At 70.0% G+C, this 19523-nt stretch carries 15 protein-coding genes; 8 read left to right on the top strand and 7 right to left on the bottom strand.

Going from position 1 to position 19523, the window contains the following annotated elements; translation table 11 throughout:
- The first annotated feature begins 11 nt into the window (after positions 1 to 11).
- From uvrB to OM076_RS33510, 3 genes are read left to right on the top strand one after another with little or no spacing between them, the layout of a single operon-like run.
- The gene (gene uvrB / locus OM076_RS33520) at positions 12 to 2021 is read left to right on the top strand and encodes an excinuclease ABC subunit UvrB (protein WP_270044514.1); all 2010 of its coding nucleotides are present in this window, start codon (positions 12 to 14) and stop codon (positions 2019 to 2021) included.
- A gap of 26 nt (positions 2022 to 2047) precedes the next feature.
- Positions 2048 to 2821: a 50S ribosomal protein L11 methyltransferase gene (locus tag OM076_RS33515; RefSeq protein ID WP_270044513.1), complete on the top strand. Its 774-nt coding sequence runs from the start codon at positions 2048 to 2050 to the stop codon at positions 2819 to 2821.
- Positions 2794 to 3222 carry a hypothetical protein gene (locus OM076_RS33510; protein WP_270044512.1) on the top strand — a complete coding sequence of 143 codons (429 nt, stop codon included), beginning with the start codon at positions 2794 to 2796 and terminating at the stop codon, positions 3220 to 3222. The genes OM076_RS33515 and OM076_RS33510 overlap by 28 nt, the downstream gene beginning before the upstream one ends.
- A gap of 143 nt (positions 3223 to 3365) precedes the next feature.
- On the opposite strand, the gene OM076_RS33505 is transcribed toward OM076_RS33510, so the two are convergent.
- Positions 3366 to 6935 (bottom strand): family 78 glycoside hydrolase catalytic domain, encoded by a 3570-nt coding sequence (locus OM076_RS33505; protein WP_270044511.1) that lies wholly within the window; start codon positions 6933 to 6935, stop codon positions 3366 to 3368.
- A gap of 77 nt (positions 6936 to 7012) precedes the next feature.
- Here OM076_RS33505 and OM076_RS33500 point away from each other — a divergent pair, with 77 nt between their 5' ends.
- The 4 genes from OM076_RS33500 to uvrA all read left to right on the top strand — a co-directional run bounded on the left by OM076_RS33500 (position 7013) and on the right by uvrA (position 13301).
- A complete protein-coding gene (locus OM076_RS33500) occupies positions 7013 to 7810 on the top strand; it encodes an HhH-GPD family protein (protein ID WP_270044510.1) in 798 nt (265 codons plus the stop codon).
- A 31-nt stretch (positions 7811 to 7841) separates the two neighbouring features.
- Positions 7842 to 8795, top strand: a complete 954-nt coding sequence (locus tag OM076_RS33495; RefSeq protein ID WP_270044509.1) for a DivIVA domain-containing protein — start codon at positions 7842 to 7844, stop codon at positions 8793 to 8795.
- Entirely contained in the window at positions 8792 to 10336 is a 1545-nt protein-coding gene (locus OM076_RS33490; RefSeq protein WP_270044508.1) for a carboxypeptidase M32, read from the top strand. Before OM076_RS33495 ends, OM076_RS33490 begins: the two co-directional genes overlap by 4 nt.
- Positions 10337 to 10400: 64 nt before the next feature.
- Entirely contained in the window at positions 10401 to 13301 is a 2901-nt protein-coding gene (gene uvrA, locus OM076_RS33485; RefSeq protein ID WP_270044507.1) for an excinuclease ABC subunit UvrA, read from the top strand.
- 204 nt (positions 13302 to 13505) lie between these two features.
- Here the strand turns inward: uvrA and OM076_RS33480 are convergent, their stop codons facing one another.
- From OM076_RS33480 to OM076_RS33470, 3 genes are all read right to left on the bottom strand, one after another.
- A complete protein-coding gene (locus OM076_RS33480; protein ID WP_270044506.1) occupies positions 13506 to 14918 on the bottom strand; it encodes an MFS transporter in 1413 nt (470 codons plus the stop codon).
- Positions 14919 to 14993: 75 nt separating this feature from the next.
- Positions 14994 to 15467 (bottom strand): MarR family winged helix-turn-helix transcriptional regulator, encoded by a 474-nt coding sequence (locus tag OM076_RS33475; RefSeq protein ID WP_270044505.1) that lies wholly within the window; start codon positions 15465 to 15467, stop codon positions 14994 to 14996.
- A 68-nt stretch (positions 15468 to 15535) separates the two neighbouring features.
- Positions 15536 to 16414, bottom strand: coding sequence for a lytic transglycosylase (locus OM076_RS33470; RefSeq protein WP_270044504.1), 879 nt, complete (start codon positions 16412 to 16414; stop codon positions 15536 to 15538).
- 159 nt (positions 16415 to 16573) lie between these two features.
- Here OM076_RS33470 and OM076_RS33465 point away from each other — a divergent pair, with 159 nt between their 5' ends.
- A complete protein-coding gene (locus OM076_RS33465) occupies positions 16574 to 17161 on the top strand; it encodes an acyltransferase (RefSeq protein WP_270044503.1) in 588 nt (195 codons plus the stop codon).
- Between the two features lie 417 nt (positions 17162 to 17578).
- On the opposite strand, the gene OM076_RS33460 is transcribed toward OM076_RS33465, so the two are convergent.
- Genes OM076_RS33460 through OM076_RS33450 form a run of 3 tightly spaced genes read right to left on the bottom strand, consistent with a single transcriptional unit; the run spans position 17579 to position 19523 of the window.
- A complete protein-coding gene (locus OM076_RS33460; protein WP_270044502.1) occupies positions 17579 to 17803 on the bottom strand; it encodes a hypothetical protein in 225 nt (74 codons plus the stop codon).
- The gene (locus OM076_RS33455) at positions 17800 to 18894 is read right to left on the bottom strand and encodes an inorganic phosphate transporter (protein ID WP_270044501.1); all 1095 of its coding nucleotides are present in this window, start codon (positions 18892 to 18894) and stop codon (positions 17800 to 17802) included. Before OM076_RS33455 ends, OM076_RS33460 begins: the two co-directional genes overlap by 4 nt.
- Before the next feature lie 2 nt (positions 18895 to 18896).
- Entirely contained in the window at positions 18897 to 19523 is a 627-nt protein-coding gene (locus OM076_RS33450; protein ID WP_270044500.1) for a DUF47 domain-containing protein, read from the bottom strand.

Genomic DNA, 19523 nt, shown 5'->3' with positions numbered 1-19523 from the left:
GTTGATCGGGTATGCCGCCCTTCAAGCTTGACGCCGTCTACTCGCCCACCGCCGATCAGCCGGAAGCGATCGCGACGCTGGCGCGCGGCATCGAGCGCGGTGACCGCGGGCTGACGCTGCTGGGCGCGACCGGCACCGGCAAGACGATGACGATGGCGGCCACGATCGAGGCCGTCCAGCGCCCCGCGCTGATCATGGCGCACAACAAGACGCTCGCCGCGCAGCTCTGCAACGAGTTCCGGACGTACTTCCCGACGAACTCGGTCGAGTACTTCGTCTCCTACTACGACTACTACCAGCCTGAGGCCTACGTCCCGTCGCGGGACCTCTACATCGAGAAGGACTCGGCGATCAACCAGGAGATCGACCGGCTGCGGCACGCCGCCACGGCCTCGCTCTTCGCCCGCCGCGACGTGATCATCGTCGCCTCGGTCTCCTGCATCTTCGGCCTCGGCTCGCCGGAGACGTACAACGCGAACTGCCAGGTGATCGTCAAGGGCACCGACATCGACCGCGACGAGCTGCTGCGCAAGCTGGTCTCGCTGCAGTACAACCGCAACGACACGGCGCTCGGGCGCGGCACGTTTCGCGTGCGCGGGGAGACGCTGGAGGTCTTCCCGGCCTACGAGGAGACGGCGTTCCGGGTCCTGCTGTTCGGCGACGAGGTCGAGCGCCTGCAGCACTTCGACCCGCTCACGGGCGAGATCATCCGGGACGATCTGGAGCACGTCGCGATCTGGCCCGCGACGCACTACAACGTCAAGGAAGGCACGATGGAGCGGGCCGTGCTCGAGATCGGGCAGGAGCTCAACGAGCGCACGGGCGAGCTCGAGGCCGAGGGCAAGCTGCTCGAGGCGCACCGCCTGCGCCAGCGCACGCAGTACGACATGGAGATGCTCAAGGAGGTCGGCTTCTGCTCGGGCATCGAGAACTACTCGCGCATCCTCGACGGCCGTGAGCCCGGCTCGCGCCCGTACTGCCTGATCGACTACTTCCCCAAGGACTTCGTCTGCTTCATCGACGAGTCCCACCAGACCGTGCCGCAGATCGGCGGCATGTACGAGGGCGACCGGTCGCGCAAGTCGACGCTCGTCAGCTACGGCTTCCGGCTGCCGAGCGCGATGGACAATCGCCCGCAGACGTTCGACGAGTGGCTGTCGATCACGCCGCAGATGGTCTTCGTCTCGGCCACGCCCGGCCTGTACGAACGCGAGCACTCGCAGACGCTGGTGGAGCAGATCGTCCGCCCGACCGGGATCGTGGACCCGGAGATCAGCGTCCGCGAGACCAAGAACCAGATCGACGACCTGATGGGCGAGATCCGCACGGTCGTGGATCGCAACGAGCGGGTGCTGGTCACGACGTTGACCAAGAAGATGTCCGAGGACCTGACGGACTACCTGCTCGAGATGGGCTTCCGCGTGCGCTACCTGCACTCGGAGATCGACACGCTGGAGCGGATCCAGATCATCCGGCAGCTGCGGCTCGGCGAGTACGACGTGCTCGTGGGCGTGAACCTGCTGCGCGAGGGCCTCGACCTGCCGGAGGTCTCGCTGGTCGCGATCCTCGACGCCGACAAGGAGGGCTTCCTCCGCGGTGCCACGTCGCTGATCCAGACGATCGGGCGCGCGGCGCGCAACGTCGACGGCAAGGTCGTCATGTACGCCGACAAGGAGACCGACGCGATGCGTACGGCAATCGGCGAGACCGACCGCCGCCGCGCCATCCAGGTCGCCTACAACGAGCAGCACGGCATCACGCCCGAGACGATCGTCAAGGGCATCTCGGACATCTCGGAGTTCCTGCAGTCGGACTCCAAGGTGCCGACCAAGGGCCGCCGCAAGCGCGCCGCGAAGCCCGACATGGCGCCGGCCGAGATCGAGCAGACGATGCGCGAGCTCGAGGAGGAGATGCTCACGGCCGCCGAGGAGCTGCGCTTCGAGTACGCCGCCAAGCTGCGCGACGAGATCCGCGACCTGCGCCGCGAGCTGGACACCGCCACGGCGCCCGCGGCGGACTAGCTGCGGTGTTCCTGGCGTCCTTCCGCGTGAGCGCGGACGAGAAGGAGGCCGTGCTCGATGCGTTGCTCCCACTGCTGCCGGCCGGGGTGCACGAGAACGGGGAGCTGCTGTCGGTCTTCTCCGGCGTGCCGCTCTCGCAGTCGGTGATGGAGGCCGCGGCGGGGCGCCCGCTGGCGGATTGGACCGTCGAGGAGGTTCCGGCCGACTGGCGCGCGCGGCGGGCGCGGCTCGGCGAGGGCGGCGTCATCGTGGGAGGCCGGATCTCGATCCGCTCGCCGTGGGAGCCGCCGGCGGCCGGCGGACTCATCGACATCGTCGTCGAACGGCGGGGAGGAGCGTTCGGCTCCGGCTCGCACCCGACCACGCAGATGTGCCTGGCGTTGCTGCTGGACGTCGAGGTGTGCGGCGGCGCCGTCGACCTCGGCTGCGGCGTCGGGACCTTGGCGATCGCGGCCGCCAAGCTCGGGTGGTCGCCGGTCGTCGGGGTGGACCGGGTGCCGGTGGCGATCGAGGTCGCGCGCGAGAACGTCGCCCGCAACGGCGTCGCGGTCGATTGCGCGGTGGTCGACCTCGCCGCCGATCCGGTGCCGCTCGCGCCCCTGCTGCTCGTCAACGCGCCGCCGCCGGTGCACGCGCGGGTGGCCGAGGCGATGACCGACGAGGTCCGGCACGTGATCGTCTCGGGCATCGTGGCCGAGGAGGTCGAGGCGGTTCTGGCCGGCTACCACGCGGTCGGGTTCGACGCAGCCGCCGCGCTGGGTACGGAGGACGAGTGGATCGCACTGCGCTTGAGCTGCTGAACCCCGATCAGGCGGCCGTGGCCGGCGCCGCTCTGGGTCAGCTGGCGTGCGAGCTGCCGGACGGCGGCCTGCTGATCACCGCGTCGCGGCTGGTCGAGTTCGGCGCGCGCGCCACGATCCTGTTCGCTCCCGGGTTGTTCCGCCTGGACTTCACGCCCCAGGAGGAGACGCTCGGGCTCTACCCGAAGGCGCTGGGGCCCGCGGCCGAGTGGCACGCCAACGAGCAGACGTGGGACGGCTACCGGGATCCGACGGGGCCGGGGCCGATCGAGCTCCGCGGCACGTTCGAGAACGGCCTGGAGGTCTGGATCCACGTCCTCTCGTTCACGGAACGGGACGCCTTGGCCACGCACTTCGTGGCCAAGGCGGAGATCCGTTCGAGCGCGCCCGGCTCCGACTAGCGGGCATCGCCGGCCAGATCACGGGTCGTCGCTGCCAGCACCGGCAGGCACGTCGCATACTGGTTGTACGTGTGTGCCTGCCGGGGCCCGGCAGCGGCGGGCCGGGCCCGCCGGAATGCGTGGTAGACGGAGCCGGGTGTGCCCTACGGGGTCGTAGTGCTCAGCGTGAACGTGAGCGTCTTGGTGTAACTGCCGGTGCGCAGCGGGTCGGTCGCGGCGACCGGCTGCAGGAGGTGGACCGTGACCGGGTCATTGCTGACCGGGCCGGTCCAGGTCGCGAGCTGAGTGGGGTTGCTCGCACCCGCGACCGCGGTGCCGTTGAGCTTCAGCGCCTGGGGGAGGGCGAAGGCGCCGTTGACCAGGTGCCCGGGGGCGGTGGCGCTCGGGTCGTGGACGGTCAGGGCAGCGTCGCCGGCGGTGCTGGTGACGGAGGCCGCGAGGTCCGCGGTGTAGTCCTTGGCCACGCCGGGCGTCAGGGCGCCGAACGACACCGGGGAATTCAGCGTCAGGGCGAGCGTGGCCGGAACCCGCGCGGTGACGTCGCCGTTGACGCTGGTGGCATCGACGATCGCCGCCAGGAAGCGGTAGCTGCCGCTGCCGACCTCGTACACGGCGTCGCCATTGCTTGTGCCCTTGTAGGTCACGCCGGGCTGCTGCGCGGCGGGCTTGCCGCTCTCGAGCGCCTGCTGCCCGTCGGTCAGCGGCACATGGACCTCCGCCCGGGTGTTGACCGGGACGTCGACGTCGATGCTCAGGCGCCCGGCGGCGTCGCGCGACCAGCTCGTCTTCGCGTCGCCGTAGTTCGTCTTGACGGCGCTCGACGCGCTGCTTAGCTCCGCGCCGGTCGACGGCTTGACCAGCTGCGTCTTGTAGCCCGGCGTCTGCGGGGCGAGACCGCCGACGCTGTCGTAGAGCCAGTCGCCGATCGAACCCAGGCCGTAGTGGTTGAACGAGTTCATGCCGGCGTCCTGGAGCGAGCCGTCGGGGCGGATGCCGTCCCAGCGCTCCCAGATCGTCGTCCCGCCGCGGCCCATCATGTAGCCCCAGCTCGGGTAGGAGTCCTGCGTGAGGATCTTGTAGGCGACGTCGCCGCGGCCGCCGTCCTGGAGCACGGAGAGCAGGAACGGGGTGCCGAGGAAGCCGGTGCTGAGGTGATCGCCGCGGCTGACGACGTCGTCGACGAGGCGGTTGAAGGCCTGCGTCTTGAGGTTGTCCGGAACCAGGCCGAACTTCAGCGCGAGCACATAGCTGGTCTGGGAGTTCGAGCCGACGGTGCCGTCCGCGTGTACCCAGCGGGCGTCGAACGCGCTCTTGATCTGGCTGTAGAGCGACGCGTACGTGGCGGCGTCCTCGTCCTTGCCCAGCACCTGCGCGGCCTGGCGGACGATGTCGGTGCTGTAGGCGAAGAACGCGGTGCCGATGAAGTCCAGCGGGGTGGACCCGTCGGGCGCGAGCCAGTCGCCGTAGCCCTGGTTGGGGCGGATCAGGTTGCTGCTGTTGGCCTTCAGGTAGGCGATCCAGCGGGTCATCGCGTCGTAGTTGGCCTGCAGGACGCGGGGGTCGCCGTAGCGGCGGTACAGCGCCCACGGCACGACGGTGCCCGCGTCGCCCCAGCCCGCGGTGCCCTCGCCGCAGCAGGTGACCGGCGCGACGTCCGGGAAGGCGCCCGCCGCGGTCTGGCTGTCGCGCATCGTCTGCATCCACTGGCCGAGGAAGCCGCTGGCGTCCTCGTTGAACGCGCCGGTGGAGGCGAAGGCCTGGATGTCACCGGTCCAGCCGAGGCGCTCGTCGCGCTGGCTGGCATCGCTCGGCACGCCGAGGAAGTTCGAGCGCTGGCCCCAGCGGATCGCGCTCTGGATCTGGTTGACCAGCGGGTTGCTGCTCGTGAACGTGCCGTAGTCGGGGAGGTCGGAGCTGACCTCGCGACCCTCGAGGGAGTCGACGGTCCCGCCGGTCACCTCGACGTAGCGGAAGCCGTGGTAGGTGAAACGGGGCTCGTAGGTCTCCTCGGCCCCGCCTCTCAGCGTGTACGTGTCCGTCTGCAGCGCCGAGCGCAGGTTGGTGGTGTAGAGCGTGCCGTCCTGGTTGAGGATCTCGCCGAAGCGGAGCTTGATCGTCGTGCCGGCGGCGCCGTGGGCGGTGATGCGCGCCCAGCCGGCGAAGTTCTGCCCGAGGTCGTAGATCGTGGTGCCGGCCGTGGGCTGGGTGACCTTGACCGGCTGGAGCGTCTGCAGGACCCGGATCGGCGGGGCCTGGGAGGGCTCGACCGCGGTCGTCTCGGTGCGCTCGACGGCGTTGGGCCAGTTGCCGGCGAAGTTCGGCTGGTCCCAGCCGGGCCTGTCGAGGCGGGCGTCGTAGGTCTCACCGTCGTAGATGCTCGTGGCCTGCAGGCCGCCGCGGCCGGCCTGCCACGTGTTGTCGGTGGCGATGCGGGCGGTGGTGCCGTCGGTGTAGGTGAGCTTCAGCTGCGCGATCAGGCCGGGGTTGGTGCCCCACGTGCGACCGCCCTGCAGGCGCCCGGCGTACCAGCCGTCGCCGAGCACGGCGCCGATGGCGTTCGCGCCCTGCTTGACGAGGCTTGTGACATCGTAGGTCTGTGACGGGACGCGCTTGGAGTACTCCGTCCAGCCGGGCGCGAGCACGGCGTCGCCGACCTTGGACCCGTTGATGCGGACCTCATACAGACCGAGCGCCGAGACGTACAGGCGGGCGTCGGCGATCGCTTTGGCGGCGTTGAACTCCTTGCGCAGGTACGGGCTCGGCTGCGGCGGAAGGCTGACATTCGCGCCCCACGGTCCGCTGCCATAGGTGGCGAGCTCGCGCGCGGGCGTCCACGCAGTGTCATCGAATCCGGGCTGCTGCCAGCCGTCCGGGCCGGTCGTGCTCGACTTCCAGGCGCTGGACGTGTCAAGCGTGGTGGTGTCGGCCTTGAGGCGGGCGATGAAGCCGCCGGGCGTCTGGGCGCCGTTCTGATTGAGGCGGTTCTTGACCTGGACGGCGAGCGTGTTGGCGCCCTGGTGCAGGAGGCTTGTGACATCGAGGAGTTTCGCCTTCTGCCAGGCGTTCTCGTCGGCGTCGCGGATCGCCTTGGTATCGATGACCTGCGTGCCATTGACGTAGACGATCGCCTCGTCGTCGACGGTGAAGAGGAAACGCGCCTCGGTGGGTGCGGCGGCGAGGTTGACCGACGCGCGCAGGTAGCGCGTGTTCGCCGGCATGTTGTTCGTCGCGTCGTCGTTCGTGAACCAGATCCACTTGTCGCCGCTGAAGTTCAGGTCGTTCGCGGGCGCGCCGATCCACTTCGCGGTCCAGTCGCTCTGCTGCAGGAGGCCGGTCTCGAGCGTCGCGGGCGCGCTGTAGGCACTGGGCGCGCCCGTCTCGTCCCACACGCGGACCTTCCAGGCGTACTTCGTGCCCGAGGCCAGGGCGGGGCCGCCGAACGGCACGTTCGCCGACGCCGACGAGTGCACCTCGCCGCTGTCCCAGACGTCGGCGCCGTCCTTGGAGACGATCACCTGGTAGGCGGACTGCTCGCGACCGCGGCCGTCGCCGGTCAGCTTCCACCCGAGCGACGGGCGGGCATCGCCCAGGCCGAGCGGCTCGGATTGGCGGTCTGCCGTGAGCCCGCTGACGGTCAGCGGAGCGGCTGACGCCGTCGACGGCACCACCAGCGCAGCGACCAGCGCCGCGCCGGCGAAGGCACGTGAGAACACTTTCTCTCCTCCCTGCGTGAACTAGAGCGCGAATCGTATAAAACGATCACGTTCGAACGCAAACGACAACCGTCAGCATGAGTACCGTCTGCGGCGTGGACGTCGGCGCGTTGTTGGAGTGGTACGAGCGGGTGCGGCGGCCGTTGCCGTGGCGCGCCACCCGCGATCCGTACGCGCTGCTCGTGAGCGAGGTGATGCTCCAGCAGACGCAGGCGCTGCGGGTGGTGCCGTACTACGAGCGCTGGCTGGAGCGGTTCCCGGACGCGGCGGCGCTCGCGGACGCGCCCGCGCGTGAGGTCTTGGCGCTCTGGAGCGGGCTGGGCTATAACCGGCGCGCGTTGGCGCTGCAGAACGCGGCGCGGGTGGTCGCGTCATCGGGGTGGCCCGATGATCTGACCGTGTTGCCCGGGGTGGGGCCGTACACCGCGGCGGCCGTGTCGTCGTTCGCGTGGGACGTGCAGGTCGCGGCGGTCGACACCAACGTGCGGCGGGTGCTGTCGCGCCGTGACGGCGTGGTCCGTTCTGAGCGCGAGCTCGCCGCGCGGGCGGCGACGCTGGTGCCCGCCGGCCGGGCGGCGACGTTCAACCAGGCGATGATGGAGCTCGGCGCCGTGGTGTGCCGGCCGCGCGTGCCCGTGTGTCCGGAGTGCCCGGTCGCCGCCGGGTGCGGCGGTCCGCTGCCCGCGGAGCCGCGCCGGCGTGGGGGAGTGCGGTTCGAGGACACCGACCGCTGGGCGCGTGGGCGGGTGGTCGCGGCGCTGCTCGCGGGTGAGGAGCCGCCGGTCTCGGGCGAGCGCCTGGCCCGCGCCGTCGCCGGCCTCGAGCGCGACGGCTTGGTGGTCCGCGCGGCGGACGGCTCCGTCCAGCTGCCGTGATCGACCGCCGGGCTCCCTATCCTCAGCGGTCGTGGATCGGGACCGGATCGAACGCCGAGACTTCCCCACCGGCCGCCGCGGTTACGACCCGGCCGCCGTGGACGAGCACCTCCGCCGCGTGGCTGACGAGTTCGAGGCGCGCGCCCACGCGCCCGCGCCCTCGATGGCCGACAGCACCTCCGAGCAGGTCCGTCTGATCCTCGCCGCGGCCGAGCGCGGCGCCGCCGAGATGCGCGCCACCGCCGGCACCGAAGCCTCCGACCACGTCGCGCGCGTCCAGGCCGCCGCCGACGGCATGCTCGGCAAGCTCGACGCCCTCGAGTCCGAGCTCACCCGCCTGCTCTCCGCACTGCGCACGTCAGGCGAACGCCTCGTCGAAGGCCTCGCCGAACTCCAGTCCGCGGCGACCCTGGGCGAACCGCGTGCCGCCGCGCCGCCGCCGGCCGCCGCGGGCGATGCGACGGACCCGCGCGGTGTCGACCTGCCGGGCGCGGCCGCACCGCCGACGGACGCCTCGAGCGCCGAGCCGCCTGCGGATCTCCCGAGCCCCGTCCCGCCGCGCGCCGCGACGGAGCCCACGGTCCCGACGCCCGCCGACGGGGAGCAAGCACCGAGCCCCGCCTCGCCAAGCCCCACCTCGCCGAGCCCCGACGCACCGGGCGCCGACTCGCCAGGCCCGGTCGCCGACGCGCCCACTTCGCCGGACTCCGTCTCGCCGAGCCCCGAAGCCGAGAGCGCCGCCCACGAAACTCCGCCCCTCTCCGCCCCTGACGCCCCCGATTGGCCCGCGCCCGCCGAGGCGCTCTTCGATGCCGCGCCGGCCGGCGATGCCGTCCCGGACGAAGCCGGCGCGCGGCTGATCGCCCTCAACATGGCCCTTGGCGGCAGCCCGCGCGACGACACGCGCATCTTCCTCGAGGAGCACTTCGAGCTGCCCGACATCGAAGCGCTGCTCGACGACGTGTACGCGCGAGCGGGTCGATGAGCGCCGAGCCCGTCGAGCTGACGGAGCTGCGCCGGCGGGCGGGCGAGATCGCCGACCTCGGCGGCATCGGCGGCCTGCTCCTGTGGGACCAGAACACGATGATGCCCTCCGGCGGGGCCGACGCGCGCGCCGACCAGTTCGCGGCGCTCGAGCGGATCCTCCACGACCGGATCACCGATCCCGCGCTCGGCAAGCTGCTCGACGCGCTCGAGTCCTTCGAGGCGAGCGCGGACCCGGATTCCGACGACGCGGCGCTGATCCGCAACCTCCGGCGCGACCAGCACAAGGCGGTCAACGTCCCGACTGAGCTCGCGGCGGAGATCTCCAGCGCGGGCGCGCACGCGCAGCAGGCCTGGATGGCGGCGCGCGACGCGGCCGACTTCGCCCGCTTCGCGCCGGCGCTCGAGCACGTCCTCGACCTCACCCACCGCTACATCGCCTGCTTCGACGCCGGCGGGGAGTTCGCGCACCCCTACGACGTGCTGCTCGACGACTACGAGCCGAGCCTGACGACCGAAGAGGTCAAAGAGATCTTCACGACGATCCAGCAGGAACTCGTCCCGCTCGTCAGCGCGGCGGCGGCCGCGGGGGAGGACGGCCGCGTGTTCCCCGGCCACTTCCCGCAGGACGCGCAGCGCGGCCTCGCGGACGAGTTGCTCCGGGCCGTCGGCTACGACCCCGAGCACTGGCGCCTCGATCCCGCCGTGCACCCCTTCGCGCGCAGCATGGCCCATACCGACGTGCGGGTGACGACGCGCTGGGAGGAGGACGACCTGGCGATGGCGGTCTACTCCTGCCTGCACGAGTTCGGGCACGGGCTCTACGAGGCGCAGATGGACCCGCGCCACTACCGCACGACGCTCGCCGAGGCAACGGGTCTCGGCGTCCACGAGTCGCAGTCGCGCCTGTGGGAGAACCTCGTCGGCCGCTCGAGGTCCTTCTGCGAATACGCGCTCCCGCTGATGCGCAAGCACCTCGGCGGCCCGTTCGAGGCGATCGAGGTGCCCCAGCTCTACCGCAACGTCAATCAGGTGCGCCTGAGCCTGATCCGGATCGAAGCCGACGAGACCACGTACAACCTGCACATCGCGCTGCGGTTCGAGCTCGAGCTGGCGCTGATCGAGGGGCGGCTGGCCGTCAAGGACCTGCCCGAGGCGTGGAACGAGGCCACGTACCGGCTGCTCGGCCTCGAGACGCCCTCGCTCAAGGAGGGCGTGCTGCAGGACATCCACTGGGGCACGGGGATGATCGGCTACTTCCCGACCTACACGATCGGGAACCTGATGTCCGCCCAGCTGTGGCGCGCGCTCTCCACCGACCTCCCGGAGATCGAGGCGAGCATCGCCGCCGGCGACTTCGCGCCCTTGCGCGAGTGGCTGCGCGACAACATCCACCGCCAGGGCCGCAAGTACACCTCGCGCGAGCTGCTCAAGCGCGCCACAGGAGAGGAACTGCGGGTCGATCCGTTCCTCGAGTACCTCGAGGGCAAGTTGCTGGATGCCGGGTTGCTGACCGCCCCGGTCAGAGTTCCCCGCTCCTAGCGGGTGGGTCGAACACCAGTTCGCTTTTTCCGTCCGCCACCGTCATAGACTGGAGGGCGGTCTTATGTCCTCTCGCCAGAACTCCATCGTCGTCTCGGGCGCCCGTGAGCACAACCTCAAGGACGTCACCGTCGAGCTGCCGCGTGACTCGCTCGTCGTCATCACCGGCCTGTCGGGTTCGGGCAAGTCGTCGCTCGCCTTCGACACCATCTACGCCGAGGGCCAGCGGCGCTACGTCGAGTCGCTGAGCGCCTACGCGCGCCAGTTCCTCGGGCAGATGGACAAGCCGGACGTGGACTCGATCGAGGGTCTGTCGCCGGCGATCTCGATCGATCAGAAGACGACGTCGCGCAACCCGCGGTCGACGGTCGGCACGGTCACGGAGATCTACGACTACCTGCGCCTGCTGTGGGCGCGGATCGGCAAGCCGCACTGCTTCAACTGCGGCCGGCCGATCGCCGCGCAGTCGGCGGAGCAGATCATCGACCAGATCATGGGCCTCGAGGACGGCACGCGGTTCATGGTCATGGCGCCGATCGTGCGCGGGCGCAAGGGCGAGTACGGCAAGCAACTGGCCGAGCTGCGCGGCGAGGGGTTCACGCGCGTGAAGGTCGACGGCGAGATGCGCCAGCTCGAGGAGGAGATCGTCCTCGACAAGCGCTACAAGCACGACATCTCGGTGGTCGTGGACCGGTTGGTGATGCGGCCGGAGCTGCGCAAGCGGCTGGCGGACAGCGTCGAGACAGCGGTGGCGCTGGCGGACGGCATCCTCGAGGTCGAGACGGTGCCGCGCGACGGCGAACCTGAGATCCACACGTACTCGGAGCGCTTCGCCTGCCTGCACTGCGGCATCTCGATGCCCGAGCTGGAGCCGCGCTCGTTCTCGTTCAACGCGCCGCATGGCGCGTGCCCGCGCTGCACGGGCCTGGGGTCGATGATGGAGATCGACCCGGACCTGGTGGTGCCGGACCCGTCGCTGTCGATCAACGACGGCGCGATCCTGCCTTGGTCCTCGGGCGCGACCGGCTACTACGAGCAGATCACGCAGGCGATCGCGGACCGCTATGAGGTGGACGTAGACGCGCCGTGGGAGAACCTGACGCAGGAGCAGCAGGACCTGTTCCTGTACGGCACCAACGGCGACAAGCTGTACGTCTCCTACCGCAACCGGATGGGGCGCAAGCGGTCGTACATGACGACCTTCGAGGGGATCGTCCCCAACCTCGAGCGCCGCTACAAGGAGACCGACTCCGACTGGTCGCGGGAGAAGATCGAGGAGTACATGTCGATGCGGCCGTGCCCGGAGTGCGACGGCGCGCGGCTGCGTCCGGAGTCGCGGGCGGTCAAGGTCGGCGGTATCCCGATCCACGAGTTCACGCGCCTGTCGGCCAAGCGGGCGATCGAGTGGATGGACGGCCTGGAGCTCTCCAACCAGGACCGGGCGATCGCGAAGCTGATCCTGCGCGAGATCGACGAGCGGTTGCGGTTCCTGGACAACGTGGGCGTCGGCTACCTGTCGATGGAGCGGGCCTCGTCGACCCTGTCGGGCGGTGAGGCGCAGCGGATCCGGCTCGCGACCCAGATCGGCTCGTCGCTCGTCGGAGTGCTGTACATCCTGGACGAGCCGTCGATCGGCCTGCATCAGCGCGACAACGAGCGGCTGATCAAGACGTTGGAGCGGCTGCGGGACCTCGGGAACACCGTGCTGGTCGTCGAGCACGACGAGGGCACGATGCGCGCGGCGGACTACGTCGTGGACATGGGTCCCGGCGCCGGCGAGCACGGCGGGCACGTGGTGGCCAAGGGCACGGCGGAAGAGATCATGGCCGTCCCGGAGTCGCTGACGGGACAGTTCCTCTCGGGTACGCGGCGGATCGAAGCGCCCGGCGCGCGGCGCAAGCCCACCGGCTACGTCGAGATCGTCGGGGCGAGTCAGCACAACCTCAAGAACGTCGACGTGAAGATCCCGCTCGGCGTGTTCACCGCGGTGACCGGCGTCTCGGGCTCGGGCAAGTCGACGCTGATCAACGAGATCCTCTACAAGGCCGTCGCGAACAAGCTCAACCGGGCGCGGATGCGGCCGGGCGCGCACAAGCGCATCAAGGGCCTCGAGCACCTCGACAAGATCATCAGCGTCGACCAGTCGCCGATCGGGCGCACGCCGCGGTCGAACCCGGCGACCTACATCGGGTTGTTCGACGTCATCCGCGACCTGTACTCGAAGACGCAGGAGGCGAGGGCGCGCGGGTACAAGCCGGGCCGCTTCTCGTTCAACGTCAAGGGCGGGCGCTGCGAGGTCTGCCGGGGTGACGGCCAGATCAAGATCGAGATGCACTTCCTGCCGGACATCTACGTCCCGTGCGAGCAGTGCCACGGCAAGCGCTACAACCGCGAGACGCTGGACATCCGCTTCAAGGGCAAGACGATCGCCGACGTGCTCGACATGCCGGTCGAAGAGGCGCTGCCGTTCTTCGCCCACATCCCGAAGATCGCGCGCCGGCTGCAGACCCTGCAGGACGTCGGCCTGAACTACATGCGGCTCGGCCAGCCGGCCACGACGCTCTCCGGCGGCGAGGCGCAGCGGATCAAGCTCGCGTCCGAGCTGGCGAAGATCGCGACCGGCCGCACCCTCTACATCCTCGACGAGCCGACCACCGGCCTGCACTTCGCGGACATCCAGAAGCTCCTCGAGGTCCTCCAGCGCTTGGTCGAAGCGGGCAACTCGGTGGTCGTCATCGAACACAACCTCGATGTGATCAAGACCTCCGACCGCATCATCGACATGGGCCCGGAAGGCGGGGAGGAGGGCGGCACGCTGATGGCCGCCGGCACCCCGGAAGAGATCGCGAAGGTCGAGTCCTCCTACACGGGGCGCTACATGCGCGAGCTGCTCGCGAGGTCTCCGGCGAAGCCGAAGCCGGCCGCTCGCAAACGGGCGCCGCGCAAGGTCGCGGCGGCGGCCTAGAACGAAAAAGACCGCCTCGGCGGGCGGTCTAATTCGTTTATCGGCACGCGCCGGGCGAACCTTTAGCGCGAATTCGCGAGCTGGCGCGTTGCCGCTCTTCGCGCTTTCGGGTCGGAGCGTTGACGAGGGGGTGGCTGACGTTTGTCCCCATATGTGGGGAGGTTCGTAAACCACCCCCCGGTCAACGCGGGTCGCGGGGCGGCGTCAGCCGGTGACGACGACCGGCTCGGCTGCCTCGGCACCCGCCGTCGCCACGCGCGATGGGCGCAGCACGACGATCCCGACCACGAGCGCGGCGAGCACGAGGCCCGCGGCGACGGTGAACGCGGCGCCGTAGCCGTCGACCAGCGCGGCGGCGGAGGTCGCGTCGCCCGTGCGGTTCTCGGCCACCGTCGCCAGGATCGCGAGGCCGAGCGCGCCGCCGACCTGCTGCGTGGTGTTGACGAGGCCCGAGGCGAGGCCGGAGTCCTCCGGCGCGGCGCTGGACATCGCGAGGGTCATCAGGGCGGGGAACGCGAGGCCGCCGCCGATCCCGAGCAGGATCATCGCCGGCAACAGGTCGGACACGTACTGGCCGTCGACCGGCACGCGCGAGAGCAGCAACAGGCCGGCGGTCATCGACGCGAGGGCCGGAAGCAGCACGTTGCGCGGGCCGAAGCGAGCGTTGAGGCGGGCGGAGAAGCCGAGCGAGAGCACGCCGATCGACAGCGAGATCGGCAGGAACGCCGCGCCGGTGCGAACGGCGTCGTAGCCCAGCACTCGCTGCAGGTAGAGGACGGCGAGGAAGAACACGCCGAGCATCCCGGCGATCATCAGCATCTGCACGACGTTGGCGCCGGCGACGTTGCGCGAGCGCAGGATGCCGAGCCGCAGGAGCGGGCGTGAGGCGGTGGCCTGGCGCCAGACGAACCCCGCCAGCAGCACCACTGAGATGGCGCCCAGCGCGAACGAATGCGCATCGACGATCGTGTAGACGCCGAGCATCAGCGCGCTGGTGACCAGCACGGCGCCAGGCACATCGGCGCCCTCGCGCAGGCCTACGCCGCGCTCGTGCTCGAGCAGGCGCAGAGCGAACAGCAGCGTCGCGGCGCCGATCGGGACGTTGACGAAGAAGATCCAGTGCCAGCTCAGTGCCTGGGTCAGAACGCCGCCGAGGAGCAGGCCGATCGACGCGCCGGCCGAGGTGACGAAGGCGAAGACGCCGATCGCCTTGCCCTGCTCACCGGGTGAGGGGAACATCGTCACGATCATCCCGAGGATCACGGCGGAGCTGAGCGCCCCGCCGACGCCCTGGACGAAGCGCGCGGCGATCAGCATCTCGGGCGAGCCCGACAAGCCGCACAAGAGCGAGGCCAAGGTGAAGACGGTGAGGCCGGCGAGGAAGATCGTCCGCCGCCCGATCAGATCACCGAGCCGGCCGGCGAGCAGCAGCAAGCCGCCGAAGGCGATCAGGTACGCGTTGACGACCCAGGCCAGCCCGGAGGCCGAGAAGCCGAGGTCTTCCTGGATGGTCGGCAGGGCCACGTTCACGATCGTTTGATCGAGGATGACCATCAGCATCCCCGCGCAGAGGACCACGAGGGCCAGCCAGCGGGAGTCGCGGGTTTGGGACTGCATGGGAGTCGCCTCCTGGTTCGTGGACACAGGAGGGACCGTAGCAGATGATCTACTAGTAGACGATCTACTTCAGGATCATGAGGTGCGCGGGCGCCTCACGGGGGTGACGCAGGTCGGCGGATTCGACAGGCGATCGGTGACCAGTCGCGCCAACGCGTTGGCGAAGACCGCGCGCTCGTCGTCCGGCAGTGAGCCGAGGATGTCGGCGTAGATCCCTTCGATCAGCGCGTCGCCCTCCTCGGCGACCGCCTTGCCCTTCTCGGTCACGGCGATGATCCGGGCGCGGCGATCGGTGGGGGAGGGGCGGCGCTCGACCAGGCCGGCCTTTTCCAGCCGGTCGACGGTGACGACCATCGTCGTCTTGTCGAGCTCGCAGCGCTCGGCGAGGCGGATCTGCGTCTGCTCGCCCTCGAGCGCCTTGCTCAGCACGCACTGCTCGCGCGGCATGAGCCCGATGTGCTCGAGCCGCGCGGTCATCTCGGTCTGCAGGGAGTGCGCGGCCTTGGCGAACAGAAACCCGAGGTCTGGTGTTCTCTCTACTGTCGCCATGCGTTCAGCGTAGCAAGATTGGTCCGCAACGAGATCATCTCGCTGCGGACCAATCGGAAGCGCGACTACTAGCCGCCGAAGCGTCCGCGCAACGCCTGGACGTTGGCGACGTACTTGGCGGTGTCGTCGAACACGCCGCGCGAGCGGAGCGCCCCAAGGCCCTGGTAGTACGCGGCGATCGCCTGCGACTCGTTGCCGCCGGTCTGGTTGAGCAGCGACTTGAGGTACAGCACGCCCGCGGTCACGTTGTCGGACGCCGAATACGGGTTCAGCTTGCGGCCGCCGGCCAGGTTCTGCTGCACGTAGTTCCACGTGCCGGGCATGACCTGCATCACGCCGCGGGCGTTGGCGGACGACACCATCCCGTTGTTGAAGCCGCTCTCCTGCCAGGCGATCGCGGTCGCCAGCGAGGGCGAGACGCCGTGGGCGGCGGCGACCGATTGCACGTCGGCGGCGCCGACCCGCGTGCTGGTGGGCTCGGGCGCCGCGACCGGGACGACCGTGGCGGCCGGTGCGGGCTGCGAGGCGCGGGCGGGGGCGGGCGCGCCCGTCGGCAGCTTGATGACGGTGCCCGCGATCAGCAGGCCGCTCGGGTTGAGCCCGTTCATCTGGGCGATCGCGTTGACCGACACGCGGGCGCCCGCGGCGAGGCCGGACAGGGTGTCGCCCGGCCGGACGGTGTAGCCGCCCATCGGGGCGGGAGCGGCGGCCGGAGCCGCGGGCGCGGTGGTCGCCGGCGCCGAGCCGGGCGCCGGCGCGACGGGCACGAGCCCGTTCTTCTGCAGCGCCGAGTAGCCCTCGGACGTGCTCGGCACCTGGATCGTGCTCCCGAGCACGACCTGCGCGTTCTCGGACAGGCCGTTGAATGCGGCGACGGTTCGGGTCGTGAGGTTATTGGCCGCCGCGATCGACCAGAGCGTCTCGCCTGGCTGAACGGTATGCGGCACGGCGGCTCCAGCAGGAGCGGCGAACAAGATGGCGAAGCAAAGAGCGAAAAGCGGAGTACGGCGCAACACGTAGCCTCCCAGCGAAGTGTCTGACTGCGCTCAGGCTTGCCCGTCGCGGTCCGCAAGTGAAGTCCTGCGAGCGGGGTTACGTGAACGTGCATGCAATCTGTCGACCCGGCTGACCTCAAACTCTGGGCACAGAAGTGGCGCTGGTACGAGCGCTCGACCCTGCCGTGGAACCGCGCCCGGATCCACTACGAATTCGCGCGGCGCCGTGCTTTCACGCGCTGGCCGGTCCACGGAAACGTGCTCGAGATGCTGCTCGACGGGCGCCTGGAACTGGGCGAACACGTCCTCTTGGAGCCCAATGTGTGGCTGACCGCGCCCGCGCCAGGAAGGATTCGCATCGGCGGCGGCAGCTTCCTCAACCTCGGCGTTCAGGTCGCGGCCGTCGAGCTCGTCGAGATCGGCGAGCACTGCATGTTCGCCAACGGCTGCTTCGTCACCGACGGCAACCACCGCTTCGACGACCCCGACAAGCCAGTGACCTGGCAGGGCTTCACGTCCAAGGGCCCGACCCGCATCGGCGACAACGTGTGGTGCGGCGCGAACGTCGTCGTGACGAGCGGCGTCACGATCGGCGAGCGCTGCGTGATCGGCGCCAACAGCGTCGTCACGACCGACCTCCCGCCCTTCAGCATCGCCGCCGGCTCACCCGCCCGCGTGCTCAGGACGATCGAGTACTAGCTCGGGACGAACGTCAACTGCGCCGGGTGGGGAGGGGGAGTGGCGAGCCACCCGTCCCGGGCTGCCGCCGTCCGCCGTGCCGCTCGGCTCTGTTGGCTTGGGTTGCCGTGCCGGGACACCGACAGTTACGGGCCACGAGACGGAGAGTGTGTCCCTGACTCGCGTTGTCCCGGTCGCCGTGGTTGACCGTGCGCGTTTGAGGCGCGGGTCGCGGGTTTCGATCGGGTTCGCGCTGTTCGATGTGGCGCGTTGATGGGGGTGCTGCACAAAGTGCCCTCCCCCCGGAAGGTTCGTGGATCACCCCCCTCGCGACCCGCCCGATGGGGTGATCGGCGTGCGTGAGAACGCCCTTTCTGTCTCCGTGGCCCGCACCGCAACGGCCCCTCCCTCACCGGAGCAGTTGACGTTCGTCCCCAGCTACCGCTTGGTCAGCAGGACGTCGATGGCGTAGACGAAGCCGCCGAAGAAGACGATCAGGAACACCACCGCGAGCGCGCCGTAGGCGACCGTGGCGATGCTGTGCCCTTCGCGCCGCGCCTCCGCCGACCGCCCGCTGCCGAGCACGACGAACGAGAACGAGGCGGTGATCCCCACCCCCGCGATCAGCGAGACCCAGATCACCTCGAAGATGTCGCCGATCATGCGGCCACCGGCTCCTGGACCCGCAGCCGCCGCAGCGAGAAGACCGCCAGCGCCGCCAGCAGCGCGCCGGCGACGACGATCGGGCCGGTCGACCCGGTCCCGAAGAGCCGCACCACGCCGTACGTCACGGCGCCGACGGCGGCCGAGCACGGCAGCGTCAGCACCCACGCCAGGACGATGTTCCCGGCGACGCCCCAGCGCACCGCGGAGAGCCGCTTGGCCGCACCCGCGCCCACGATCGCGCCGGACATGACCTGCGTCGTCGACAGCGGGAAGCCCACGTGCGACGCCGACAGGATCACCGCTGCCCCCGCGCCCTGGGCCGCGAAGCCCTGCGCCGGGTCCATCTTGATGATCTTCGAGCCCATCGTTCGCACGATCCGCCAGCCGCCGAAGTAGGTGCCGAGCGCGATCGCCGACGCCGAGGACACGACCACCCACGTCGGGATGTCGGCGTCGGCGCTCAGGTTCCCGTTCGTGACCAGCGCGAGGAAGATGATCCCCATCGTCTTCTGCGCGTCGTTGGTGCCGTGCGAGAGCGAGAACAGGGCGCTCGTGGCGAGCTGGCCGAGCCGGAAGCCGCGCGTCACGACGCCAGGCGATTGGCGCCCGACGATGCGGTAGGCGACGAGGATCGCCAGCCCGGCGGCGGCCATCGCCAGCACGGGCGCGACGAGCGCGGGGATCGCGACCTTGTCGAGGAGACCCTGCCAGAGCACGGCGCTGGACCCTTCGGAGACGAGCGTCGCGCCGACCATCCCGCCGATCAGGGCGTGCGACGAGGACGAGGGCAACCCGAACCACCAGGTCGTCAGGTTCCACGCGATCGCGCCGACGAGGCCCGCGAAGACCGTGAGCAGCGTGATCGAGGTCGAGTCGACGATCCCCTTGGCGATCGTCGCGGCGACCGCGAGCGAGAGGAAGGCGCCGACGAAGTTCAGGCTCGCGGCCATGGCGACGGCGACCCGGGGCGACATGGCGCGCGTCGACACCGACGTGGCGATCGCATTGGCCGTGTCGTGGAAGCCGTTGGTGAAGTCGAAGGCGATCGCCGTGCCGACGACGATGAACAGGATGACGTCGGAGTGCACGTCTACCGGTTCTTGATGATGATGCCTTCCATGATGTTCACCGCGGTCTCGGTGGCATCGATGGCATCTTCCAAGCGCTCGTAGATGTCCTTCCAGCGGATGACCATCATCGGGTCGATCCCGTGGTCGAACAGTGCGGCGACTGCCTCGCGGAGGATCCGGTCGCCCTCGTTCTCGAGCCGGTTGACCTCCACCGTGTAGTGGTGGATGTCCTGCAGGCTGCGCAGGCGCGGCATCGCGCCGTTGATCTGCCGGGTCGCCTGATGCAGGACCGCGGCCATGCGCTCCGCCTGCTCGGTCGACGCCTCGATCCGGTAGAGGCCGAGGAAGTCGGCGACCTCCTCGATGAAGTCGACGATGTCATCGATGCCCGAGGCGAGCGCGATGATGTCCTCGCGGTCGAAGGGCGTCACGAACGTCTGGTTGAGGCGCTGGATGATGTCGTGGGTGATCCGGTCGCCTTCCTGCTCGCAGTCCACGACCTCACGCAGCGACTGGCCGTCGTCCGGCCACTGCTCCAGCATGTGCTGGAGCAGACCGGCGGCCTTGACGCAGTTGTTCGCCGCCTCCTCGAAGAGGTCGAAGAACTCCCGTTCCTTGGGCGCGAAGATCTGAGACAGCCGGCTCAT

Source organism: Solirubrobacter ginsenosidimutans, from assembly GCF_027587205.1.
This window is presented reverse-complemented; position numbering and strand designations above follow the sequence as displayed.